Here is a 10,450-nt window from a genome sequence, read left to right on the forward strand (position 1 = left end):
TAATCGGGGGGGATCAGGTCGGGTTCGGAGAGGATCTCGGCGGCGTCGAGCCGGGCCATGAGTTCCGGCAGGGCAGTTTCCGGGACCGAGGCGGTTTCGAAAGCGCCGGTGGAGATGTCGATCCACGCCGCGCCGATCGTTTTTGTGCGTTTTTCCGGGCTGCGGGCGAGGGCGAGGAGGAGGTTGGCGCGTCCGGCTTCGAGCAGTTCGTCTTCCGTCAGGGTGCCGGGGGTGACGACGCGGACGATGGCGCGGGACAGCGGGCCCTTCTGCGGTTTTTCGCTTTTTTTCGGAGGGGTCTGCGTCTGTTCGGCGACGGCGACGCGGAAGCCGCGGCGGATCAGGCGTGACAGATAGGCCGGGGCTGCGGCAACGGGGACGCCGCACATCGGGATCGGCTCGCCCTGATGGGTGCCGCGGGCCGTGAGTGCGATGTCGAGCGCCATGGCGGCGGCCTGTGCATCGGAGAAGAACAGCTCGTAGAAATCGCCCATGCGGAAGAACAGGAGGGCGTCGGGTTCCTGATGTTTGAGATCGAACCACTGGGCCATCGCGGGGCTGGCGTTTTCGGCGGTGGGCAGGGGCATGAATGTGCCGATGGGTCCGGTCTCCGGGCTGTCACTTCGGGAAGGGGATGGGAAAATAACGTCTCCGTGCCGGTGTGTGAACCGGCACGGAGGGGTCAGCGGGCGCGTCGGCGGTTCAGGCGTGTCTGGAAAGCCACGGTCGCGTCACGCAGGCGCACCACTTTCAGGGCGTCCAGCATCACGGCGTAGACGAGCATGCCGAAGATAATCAGGGCCGTCAGCATGCCGAAGCGCCAGACGCCATGCCAAGACGGCAGGCCGGGGGCTGCGAGTTTTTCGGCGGCGGCGACCCACAGGGCCATCATGACGGCGGCGCCCGTGATGCGCAGGGCGCGCCCCTTCAGGAGCGGGTCAGCAATAAAAAGGCCGCGCCGATGCAGGATGACGGCGAGCAGCGTGCAGTTGACGAAGGCGGCGATCGTGCTGGCTAGCGGCGGCCCGATATGGCCGAGCGGGCGATAGAGCAGCAGGTTGAGAACGAGGTTCAGTCCCAGCGTAAAGAAGCCGATGCGCACAGGGGTGACGGTGTCGCCTTCCGCAAAGAAGGCCGGGGAGAGGACCTTGATCAGGACGAAGGCGGGCAGGCCGAGGGCATAGGCCTGAAGGCACTGGCCGGAGAGGATGGCGTCCGCGACGGTGAAATGGCCGTAGCTGAAGAGGGCGGCCATGATTGGCGAGGCTAGCACGATCATGCCGATCATGGCCGGGAGGGTCAGGAGCAGTGTGTAGTCGATGGCGCGGTTGAGGCTGGAATGGACGGCGGCGCGGTCGTTATTGGCGATATGGCGCGTCAGAAGCGGCAGGAGGGCCGTGCCAGCCGCCGAACCGAGAACGCCGAGGGGGAGCTGATTGATGCGGTCCGCGAAATACAGGATCGATGGTGTTCCCACCGGGAGGTGGGTTGCGATGATCATGTCCACGGTCAGGTTGATCTGGGTGACGCCGGAGCCGACGAGGCCCGGTCCCATGCGGCGCATCAGGGCGCGCATGTCTGAGGACAGGCTGGGCCATGTCAGGTGTGGTGCCATGCCTGCGCGGTGTGCTGCCCAGTAGAGCGCGCCAAACTGCACAATGCCGGAGAGCGTCACACCCCAGGCACTGACGACGGCAGTGTTATGCCAGACCAGTGCGCCGAGGAGGATGGCCGCGATGCCGATGATGTTGAAGGTGACGTAAGCTGCGGCTGCGGCGGTGAATTTCCCGAGGCCATTGAGAATACCGGAGACGAGGGCCGCGCCGCAGATCAGCAGCATATAGGGGAATGTGATTCGCGACAGGTGCACAGCGGTTTCGAACCGGGTGCCGCTGAGGCCGGAGCCGACAAATTCCACGACCAGCGGCATGAAAATTTCGGCCAGAACGGTCAGCAGCGCCAGCCAGAGCATGAGGCCGGACAGGGCTTGCCCCGCGAAGCGCAGGGCAGACTGATGGCCCTTTGTCTCGTAACGCTCGGTGAACATCGGGACGAAGGCCGCATTGAATGCCCCTTCGCCGAAGAGGCGCCGGAACATGTTGGGCAGCCTCAGCGCGATCAGGTAGGCGTCCTGAACGGGGCCGGCACCAAGAAACGCGGCGAGAAGCTGGTCACGAACGAGGCCGAGGACACGCGAAAGCATGGTCCAGCTGCCGACTGTCAGGAAATTGCGAAGCATTTCCTGATCCTAGCCTAACATTCGGCGCTGCGACATATGCTCCGTTACAGGAAAAGCGCAGTGTGGCGAATGGGCTTCAGCGCAGGATCGTTTCGCGGTTGTGCAGGACCGTGGTGTCGCGCTGGGACTGGCTGACGGCGGGACGGACGGCGGCAAGACCGATGCAGAGCAGGGTGACTTCCAGCATCAGCATGGCGCTGGCCCAGAAAATGCCGGACAGGCCAAGGAACGTCGTGACGTGATGGGCCACGGCCGGGGTCAGTGCACCGAGGGCTGCGACCACCAGAAGGGGCAGGATCGGACGGAGGAGTGAGTCCTTCATGATGTGTCTCCTGTCACATTTCTGACTTGGACTTTGGCGGGTTTCGATACGGTTGTTCAAGGAAAAAAGACGAACTTCCGGTTCGCTGTTGCGTGATAGGGGGTGCCATGACTGATTTTTCAACAATTTCCCCGCCCGTAAGTGTTGCAGAGCTGCGCCGGAGGCTGGAGCGCATCAGGCGTCTGGCCTGGCTTCTGAACTCTGCAGCGCGGATTCCCGGACTGCGTCTGCGGGCGGGGCTGGACACGCTGCTAGGGCTTCTGCCGGGCGGGGGCGCGCTGATCGGGACGGCGCTCTCGCTTTATATTGTCTGGGAAGGGCGCCGGATGGGTGTGGATCGCCAGACGGTGCAGCGGATGCTGGGCAATGTGGCAATCGAGGCCGTAGTGGGCCTCGTGCCGCTTGCGGGCGATCTGTTTGATACTGTTTTCAAGGCCGATCTGCGGAACATTGCCCTGATTGAGGCGGCACTGGCGTCCCGCATGGGCACAGGGGCGGGATCAATGGTCCAGAAGGACTTTCCGAACCGCTTCCTCGACCCGGTTTGACGCGGGTTTGGTAATCGGGGTGAACCAGTTGGCCAGATTGCCGTCGCGGTCGATCAGGTATTTGTAAAAATTCCAGCGCGGGCGGGCGAGGAAGCCTCCCTGTTTGTCCAGCCACTGGAACAGCGGTGTGGTCTCGGGGCCGCGGACATGCTGTTTGGCGGCCATGGGGAATGAAACGCCGTAATTGCGGTGGCAGAAGGTCTTGATGTCTTCTGCGGAGCCGGGTTCCTGCTCGCCAAAATCGTTGGATGGCACGCCGATGACCATCAGTCCGTCCGGGTAGTCGCGACCGTAGCGGGACCAGACATGCTGGAGGTCTTCATACTGGGGCGTGAAGCCGCATTTGGAGGCTGTGTTGACAATCAGCAGTGGTCGTCCGCGATAGGCCGAAAGGTCGATCGTGTCGCCGGACAGGCCGGGGAGGCTGAAATCATAGGCACAGGTCATGGGGCTTCTCCCTATCAGTCGGCGGCATCCTAGCGGTTTGAAGGCGTGCAGGCGAGAGAGGAGGGGTGGACAGAACGTGACATGACGGACAGGTTCAGGTCGTTTCGGGTCCAGTTCTGCCTGTTCTTTTTTGGTAAGGAGTTTGACTGCGTGATCCTGCGCGTCCTTGTCGGCATGGCCGGTCTTCTGTTTCTGGGTGCGCTGCTTTCCACCAACCGCCGGGCCATCGACTGGGCTCTGGTGGGCCGGGCCCTGCTGTTGCAGGTGCTGATTGCGGCGGTCGTGCTGTGGGTGCCGGCGGGCGCGCATGGCCTGCATATCGTGTCGGATGCGGTGACGAAGGTCCTGTCTTTCGGGGATGTGGGGAGTGCGTTTCTGTTTGGCGGCCTTGTCGGGCCGAAAATGGACGGGCTGTTCGGCAATGAGGGGTTTGTTTTTGCGCTGAAGGTGTTGCCGGAGATCGTCTATGTCGCAGCCCTTCTGGGGTTGTTGCAGCACTGGGGCGTCTTGCAGTTCCTCTCCCGGCTGATCGGTGGAGCGCTGGCCAAGGTTCTGGGGACGACGGGACTGGAATCGTTTGCGGCGGTTCTGACGATCTTTCTGGGGCAGAGCGAAATGCCGATCGCGCTTCAGACCTGTCTGGCGGAAATGTCGGAAGGGGAGCTGGCGACGGTCCTGTGTAGCGGAACATCCTCCATCGCAGGGTCGGTGTTGGCGGGATATGCGTCGCTGGGCGTGCCGATGGAGAACCTGCTGGCGGCGTCTTTCATGGCGATTCCGGGCGGGTTGCTGTTTTCGCGCATCCTGTTTCCGGGGCCGCGTCGGTCTGATGCGCAGATTGCAGGCGCGGATCATGGGCATCACAGCATGTTCGAGGCCATTGCCGATGGTGCGATGAATGGTGCCAAAATCGCGGTGGCGGTGGGGTCTGTGCTGATTGCGTTCGTGGGGCTGATTGCGCTGGCGAACGGGCTTCTGGGTGCGGTCGGGCTGTCGCTGTCCTGGATGCTGGGGATGGTGTTTGCGCCGTTTGCCTGGCTTCTGGGCGTACCCTGGAATGAATGCGTCGTGGCGGGTGGGCTGCTTGGGCAGAAGATCGCGTTCAACGAGTTCGTGGCATACGTGAACCTGTCGCCGCTGATCCATGCGCATGCGCTATCGCAGCGGACGATTACGATCCTGTCTTTTGCACTGTGCGGCTTTGCGAACATCTCGACGATCGGGATTCTGATCGGGGCGTTCGGAAGTGCTGAGCCGCGGCGGCGGACGGATGTGGCGTCCCTTGCCGTTCGGGCTGTGGTGGCGGGGACGCTGTCCAATGCGATGAGTGCGGTGATTGCTGGGCTGTTCGTCTGATTTTGGGCGGATCACGAATCTCTGATCGCGGGATAGGCTCGTTTCGAGTAAGATGCGAATAATTATCATCTGACTTTTAAAAGACTGTGAGCCCCCCATGCGCCGTTCCGGATTTCTGACCCTTCTTCTGGCCTCTGTGATGGCTGTTCCTGCGCTGGCGAGCGCTGCGGATCACGTAAGTGGAGCGCTGAAAGGGACGGATGGTGCCACGCATGGGCTCGTGGACGTGACGGGGGCGCCGAAGGGCGTTCTGCTGCGCCTTCAGGTTCAGGGGCTGACGCCGGGCTGGCACGGGATTCATTTTCATGAAAAGGGGAGCTGTGCGGCCCCGAAATTCACCAGTGCGGGCGCGCATGTCCATACGGTGACGCCTGTTGTGCATGGTCTGCTGAAGGCGGATGCGAATGATGCCGGCGATCTGCCGAATCTGTATGTCGCGGCGGACGGGACGGCGACGGTGGAGCTTTATTCCACGCTGGTGTCGCTGAAGGGCGAAAATGGTCTGCCGGCGCTGATGGACGCGGACGGAGCGTCCGTGGTGATCCATGCCAAGCCGGATGACTATCAGACCCAGCCGATTGGTGGTTCGGGAGACCGTGTGGCCTGCGCTGTTCTGCACTGAGGCGCGTCGTTATTCCCGGGTTGGGGGGCGGTCCAGCAGAAGGTGGCGCGCTTCCTCGATCGAAACGCCTTCGTTGAGGAGGCGCGTGACGGTTTCGATGATCGGCACCCGCACGCTGTGTCTGCGGGCGAGGGCGAGCATGGCGGGGGCGGTCAGCACGCCTTCCGCGACCGTTGTGCGTGAGGCGAGGATGTCCGCGAGCGGGCGGCCTACGCCAAGTTCCAGACCCACACTGTAATTGCGCGAGCCGCGCCCGGTGCAGGTCAGGATGAGGTCGCCCATGCCTGCGAGGCCTGCGAGCGTGCTGGCGCGACCGCCTGTGGCTTCGGCGAGGCGGCCGATTTCGGCGACGGCGCGGGTGATGAGAGCGGCGCGGGCGTTTTCGCCGAGACCTGCACCAATTGTGATCCCTGCGCCGATGGCGATGACGTTCTTTGCAGCCCCGGCGAGCTGCACGCCTGCGGCATCATCGCTGGCGTAGAGGCGGAAGCTGGATGTGTTGAGGAGCGCCGTAAGGGACTGCGCCATAACGAGGTTTGCGCAGGCCAGCGTTGCGGCGGCGGGGAGGCCCTTGGCGACTTCGATGGCGAAGTTGGGGCCGGAGAGGACACCGGTCGGGCGGTTCGGCATGGTCTGCGCGAGCACGTCGAGTGGCAGGAGCGATGTGGCCTGTTCCAGTCCCTTGCAGCAGGTCACGACGGGAACTGTGGGGTCAAGCACGGTCTGAAGGCGCGTGGAGACGTCGCGGGCGGTCTGGACCGGGGTGACCAGCAGAACTACGTCCGCGCTGCGGAGAAAGTCGCCGGTGACGGTGACGTTTTCGGGCAGCGTGATGTCCGGCAGGCGCGGCAGGGTGCGGGTTCCGGGTGGGACGGGATTGCGCATCCAGAGTGTCACGTCCGCGCCTGTCGCTGCGGTGGCGCAGGCCAGCGCTGTGCCCCAGGCTCCGGCGCCGATGACGGCGATGTGCGGACGTGTGGTCATGATTATTCTTCCGCCAGTCGTTCGATGTTGATCTGGATGTCTTCAGCGTCGGGAGAACGCAGACCGGTGGCGAGAGCTTGCAGGATATTGCGGGCCTCGTCCTCGAAGCCGAATGGGGCGTTGACGACCAGCAGGCCGCAGCCGTTCAGACGGGAGGGATCGACGGGCGGGCGGAGCAGGAACTCGCAAGCGAGCATGTCGCTGATGCCGGTGTCCTGAAGGGCTGTGTAGAACGCGCGGACGGGTGTACGGTGTTTGATCGGGTACCAGACGGCGACGATCCCAGCGCGGAATCGGGTGCGGATCAGGGCAATGGCGTCGGCGCAGCGGGCGAAATCGTCGGGCTTCTCGAACGGCGGGTCAATGAGGACGAGGCCGCGCTTGAAGTCTTTTGGTGGAAGCAGGGCGCGCAGGGCTTCGTAGCCGTCGCGGTGATGGACGGCGGCCTGCGGGTCGGCGTGGAAGAGGCGGCGCAGGGGGCGGACGTCTTCCGGGTGCAGTTCGCAGGCGATGAGCTGGTCCTGCGGGCGGAGTTCGGCGCGGGCGAAGGCCGGGGAGCCGGGGTAGCGGTGCCGGTCCTGCACGTTGGGGCGGACGGCGTCGAGATAGTCCTTGAGCGGTTCGGCGGTTGGCCGCTCCAGAAGCTGGCCGATGCCTGCGCGCCATTCACCGGTCTTTTCGGCTTCTTCGGACGTCAGATCGTAGCGGCCGCAGCCGGCATGGGTGTCGAGGACGACGAAGCCTGCGGGTTTGCGCTTCAGCGCCATGATGAGTGCGAGAAGCAGGGCGTGCTTCATGCAGTCGGCGAAGTTTCCGGCGTGGTAGATGTGACGGTAGTTCAAGATGTCTGTTCCGGGGTGGATGCGGGGAACTGCCTGAGGATGACGGGATCGGTGATTTTGTCATCGGCGGCGAGAAGGAAGAGTTTCGACAGGATGACCGAGAGGGTCTGGTCGTCGTCGAAGGGCAGGGTGATGCTGGATTTCTTTTTGCGGGCGTCGGGTACGATGCAGATATAGCGCCGGTCGGGATCGAGGAAGATGTTTCCTGTCCCGATATGGACCCGGTAGCTGTGCAAGACGCCGCGGACATGGACATGTGTGTCGGTGAGTTCGAGGCGGTCCGCGATGGTGAGGCGGGGGAGGATCCGTTCGAGCGTCTCGTAGCGGATGCGGGCGCGTCCGGCGAGGGACATGGTCTCGTCCTGCTTCCACACGGCCAGATCGGGCATGCGGCGCCATTCGCCGATGGAACGGCCTTCCGCTCCGTCGAGATAGGTGGCCTCCAGGCCGATGGAGGACACGCTCACGAAGAGGTCAAGATCGCGCATGACTTCCGAAAAGATCAGCGGCGGGACGTTTTCGAGGGGAACGGTGTCCTTGCCGATGGCGAGTTTCTTGCCGCCGTCGTGGCGCCAGGAGCCCTTGTCCGTGACGGTGCGGAACTGGACGCGGTCGGTGAGGATATGGGTGAATGTTCCGTGGTGAAAAGCGGCCTGACCGTCCACGCCGGCGGTCCAGATTTCGGCATGCAGACCGGCGGAGGGGATGGTGAGGCTTGTGGGTTCGCCCTCGCTTGAGGGCATGTGCATGCTCAGGGTGCGCACGCGCCAGCCGCGCTGGCGGCCGAGTTCGACGGCCTGCGCCTGACGCAGGACCTGCCTTGCGTAGCGGAGGGAGGCCGGGGAGGTGGCGCGTTCGGCGTCGGTCAGGACATAGGTTTCACGCCAGGCCTGACGGATGGGCTGGATGAGGGCGATGGATTCCAGCGTGTCGCGCCACTGGTTGAGGCGGGCTGTATCGGCATCCAGCGGGTGCCAGAGGGTGAGGGTTTCGTCATCGCGCAGGGGGGCGGTCGGGGTGCCGTCTGGAGCGATGGGTGTGCCGTTTGGGAAGAGGACGGTGCGCTGCGTGCCGTCGGGTGCGGTGAGGGTCCAGATCTGGCGGTGGGCGAGCCAGGACAGCACGGGATGGGTTAGATAGTGCGTGCGGAAGCGCTCGGCAGTCCAGCGTTCCTGTGTGATCCAGGAGCGTTCGAGGCGCAGGCGGTGGCCCTGCATCTCCTTTGTCAGCGCGCGGGCTTCTTCCCTGAGTTTTTCATAGGCGCGAATGGTCTTGAGTTCTGTGCGGATCGCGGGAGGGACCGGGCGCAGTTCGGTGCCGTCGGCAGAGAACAGTGTGACCGTTCCGGAGCCGTTGGTCTTGAGGGACAGAGTCGCGGTCAGGCCGTTGGGAAGCGGGACGGCCCGTTCATGATGGCTGTTGAGGTCGTGGGTGTAGGCGGAGCGTTCTTCGAGTTCCGTGATGCTGATGCCGGATTTTCGGGCGGAGTCGGCCAGGGCGGCGTTGATCTGGCCGAGCATGAGCGAATGACGGGTTTTCTGGCGCAGGGCGATCTGTTCGTTAATGGCGTCACGGTCGGCGGTGAGGCCGAGGGCCCGGATGATACGGTTGAACTCGAAGATCCTGTCGCCCCTCTGGAAGCTTTTTGCCAGTGTGCTGAGGAGTTGTACGTCTTCCGGTGTGCCGCTGACGGCGACGAGCCAGAGGCAGCCACACAGGATCTTGTTCAGGCTGAGCAGTTCCGCTGGCGGGCGTTTTCCGAGATTCCGCAGTCCCAGCTCCGCGGTATCCATCCGCCAGAGGGTCTGCTTTTCCGGTATGAAAGAGTCCGGCCTTGCGATGAGTTCGTATGCGGCTTCGCGGACGGAGCCAGTGGCCTTGATGCGGTTGTTTGCATGAATGACGAGGATGGGAAAAACGGCGGCACGATAGAGCGGACCGTCGATCCAGCGACCGCCCGCAGTATTGAAATCGCGCAGGATGGTGCGGGCCAGCGTCAGAACGTCCTGTCCGTCAGGGGCGGCGAGAATGGCGGCGCGGTCGCGCAGGGTTCTGGCAGAGGGGGTAATGCTGTCGGGGGTGGACAGACGGTCAAACACGGGATCGTCCGCCTTGCTTGGGTGCAGGGTCAGGCGGATGACGTGCTGGCGCACGAGACGGAAGGTTCCGGGCCGTTCGACCGGGATCCGGACATAATCTGCCCGGGCTTGGGCCAGCCATTTCAGATCCATGATGCGATGGGATTCGGAATTCACGGATGGGGCTGGACCCGAGCCGAATATTTCGAAACGGGTCCAGTAGGAGCAGCGTTTCGCCAGTGGAATGGGAGCTTCGGGATCAAGGCTCTCGCGAGAGAGACGTTCGAGCCACTTGGGAGATGCAGGGTGCGGTACAGTGCCCATCGTCTCGGGCAGGAAATAGGCGGCGAGAGGGATATGATCGCCCAGATAGCGGCCGGCAGCTTCCCGGAAGGCGTAGCCTTTGTAGTCGCATCTCTGTTGTTCGTAGAGTTCGACCCATTTTTTTCTGGCATCTTCGAAAACCGTCGGACAGCGGGAGCGCATCAGGGCGCGCCACTCGATGAGCGCCTGTTCCATGTCGCCGACTTTTGACAGGAGGCGATAGAGCGGACCGCCGGGCAAAGAGGCGACAAGCACTGGATCACGCTGCTGCATGTCAGCCTCCGACCAGCGGGATAAGGCGCAGGAAAGTGATCGTCATGTCCGGGGTGAGGGTGATGTCGTCATCCAGATGCGGGATCTGGCGGTCGTTGATGATGACCAGATAGGCGCGGCGTTCGAAGGCCTTCAGGGCATGGTCGATGGCGGCTTCGATGGTTTCGATACAGGGCGTGTCCTGCGGGATGAGGGCGGTTTCTTCGCCTTCTGCCTTGGTGCCGTTGTCCCATTCGAGGCGGACGCGCTCGGCGATCAGATCCCGCACGCGCAGATGTCTGCGGGTTTTCCAGTCGAAACGCAGGGCGGGTCTGCTGATACCGGTTCCGGTCTCGTCGCGAATGAGGATGGCGGTCATGCGGCTTCCTGTGTTCAGGCGTGGGCGGGAGTGCGTTCCGAGAGGGGCCAGCGGGGG

10 protein-coding genes and 1 pseudogene are annotated in these 10,450 nt (G+C 63.6%); 3 read left to right on the plus strand and 8 right to left on the minus strand.

Annotated elements, in window-relative coordinates:
- The 3 genes and pseudogenes from JK202_RS15640 to JK202_RS15650 form a co-directional block, all read right to left on the minus strand.
- Window positions 1–587: pseudogene (locus JK202_RS15640) on the minus strand (DNA mismatch repair protein MutS); the annotation flags it as partial.
- A gap of 95 nt (window positions 588–682) precedes the next feature.
- On the minus strand, window positions 683–2,239 hold the full coding sequence (gene murJ / locus JK202_RS15645) for a murein biosynthesis integral membrane protein MurJ (protein WP_211562386.1): 1,557 nt from the start codon (window positions 2,237–2,239) through the stop codon (window positions 683–685).
- A gap of 76 nt (window positions 2,240–2,315) precedes the next feature.
- Window positions 2,316–2,561, minus strand: a complete 246-nt coding sequence (locus tag JK202_RS15650) for a hypothetical protein (protein ID WP_211562387.1) — start codon at window positions 2,559–2,561, stop codon at window positions 2,316–2,318.
- Window positions 2,562–2,668: 107 nt separating this feature from the next.
- Between JK202_RS15650 and JK202_RS15655 the strand changes: the two genes are divergently transcribed.
- On the plus strand, window positions 2,669–3,109 hold the full coding sequence (locus tag JK202_RS15655; protein WP_211562388.1) for a DUF4112 domain-containing protein: 441 nt from the start codon (window positions 2,669–2,671) through the stop codon (window positions 3,107–3,109).
- Here the strand turns inward: JK202_RS15655 and JK202_RS15660 are convergent.
- Window positions 3,062–3,556: a glutathione peroxidase gene (locus JK202_RS15660; protein WP_211562390.1), complete on the minus strand. Its 495-nt coding sequence runs from the start codon at window positions 3,554–3,556 to the stop codon at window positions 3,062–3,064. The two genes, JK202_RS15655 and JK202_RS15660, sit on opposite strands and share 48 nt — an antisense overlap.
- Before the next feature lie 150 nt (window positions 3,557–3,706).
- On the opposite strand from JK202_RS15660, the gene JK202_RS15665 reads away from it, so the two are divergent.
- Together JK202_RS15665 and sodC are read left to right on the plus strand one after the other, a co-directional pair.
- The gene (locus JK202_RS15665; protein WP_211562392.1) at window positions 3,707–4,912 is read left to right on the plus strand and encodes a nucleoside transporter C-terminal domain-containing protein; all 1,206 of its coding nucleotides are present in this window, start codon (window positions 3,707–3,709) and stop codon (window positions 4,910–4,912) included.
- 97 nt (window positions 4,913–5,009) lie between these two features.
- Window positions 5,010–5,534 (plus strand): superoxide dismutase[Cu-Zn], encoded by a 525-nt coding sequence (sodC, locus tag JK202_RS15670; protein ID WP_211562395.1) that lies wholly within the window; start codon window positions 5,010–5,012, stop codon window positions 5,532–5,534.
- 9 nt (window positions 5,535–5,543) lie between these two features.
- On the opposite strand, the gene JK202_RS15675 is transcribed toward sodC, so the two are convergent.
- The 4 genes from JK202_RS15675 to JK202_RS15690 form a co-directional block, all read right to left on the minus strand.
- Complete coding sequence (locus JK202_RS15675) at window positions 5,544–6,518, minus strand: NAD(P)H-dependent glycerol-3-phosphate dehydrogenase (RefSeq protein ID WP_211562401.1); 975 nt, start codon at window positions 6,516–6,518, stop codon at window positions 5,544–5,546.
- 2 nt (window positions 6,519–6,520) lie between these two features.
- A complete protein-coding gene (locus JK202_RS15680; RefSeq protein WP_211562403.1) occupies window positions 6,521–7,360 on the minus strand; it encodes a 23S rRNA (adenine(2030)-N(6))-methyltransferase RlmJ in 840 nt (279 codons plus the stop codon).
- Window positions 7,357–10,035, minus strand: a complete 2,679-nt coding sequence (locus JK202_RS15685) for a DUF4132 domain-containing protein (protein ID WP_211562405.1) — start codon at window positions 10,033–10,035, stop codon at window positions 7,357–7,359. Before JK202_RS15685 ends, JK202_RS15680 begins: the two co-directional genes overlap by 4 nt.
- A gap of 1 nt (window position 10,036) precedes the next feature.
- Window positions 10,037–10,450, minus strand: a 414-nt coding sequence (locus JK202_RS15690) for a hypothetical protein (protein ID WP_211562407.1), incomplete at its 5' end; no start/stop codon positions are given.

Origin of the sequence: Gluconobacter sp. Dm-62, from assembly GCF_018256155.1 — a bacterium.
GTDB lineage: Bacteria > Pseudomonadota > Alphaproteobacteria > Acetobacterales > Acetobacteraceae > Gluconobacter.

What these genes read in the sequence shown, in the direction of transcription:
- sodC (WP_211562395.1), top strand. Translation starts at nt 5,010, where the DNA reads ATGCGCCGTTCCGGATTTCTGACCCTTCTTCTGGCCTCTGTGATGGCT.
- JK202_RS15650 (WP_211562387.1), bottom strand. Translation starts at nt 2,561, where the DNA reads ATGAAGGACTCACTCCTCCGTCCGATCCTGCCCCTTCTGGTGGTCGCA.
- JK202_RS15655 (WP_211562388.1), top strand. Translation starts at nt 2,669, where the DNA reads ATGACTGATTTTTCAACAATTTCCCCGCCCGTAAGTGTTGCAGAGCTG.
- murJ (WP_211562386.1), bottom strand. Translation starts at nt 2,239, where the DNA reads ATGCTTCGCAATTTCCTGACAGTCGGCAGCTGGACCATGCTTTCGCGT.
- JK202_RS15660 (WP_211562390.1), bottom strand. Translation starts at nt 3,556, where the DNA reads ATGACCTGTGCCTATGATTTCAGCCTCCCCGGCCTGTCCGGCGACACG.
- JK202_RS15675 (WP_211562401.1), bottom strand. Translation starts at nt 6,518, where the DNA reads ATGACCACACGTCCGCACATCGCCGTCATCGGCGCCGGAGCCTGGGGC.
- JK202_RS15685 (WP_211562405.1), bottom strand. Translation starts at nt 10,035, where the DNA reads ATGCAGCAGCGTGATCCAGTGCTTGTCGCCTCTTTGCCCGGCGGTCCG.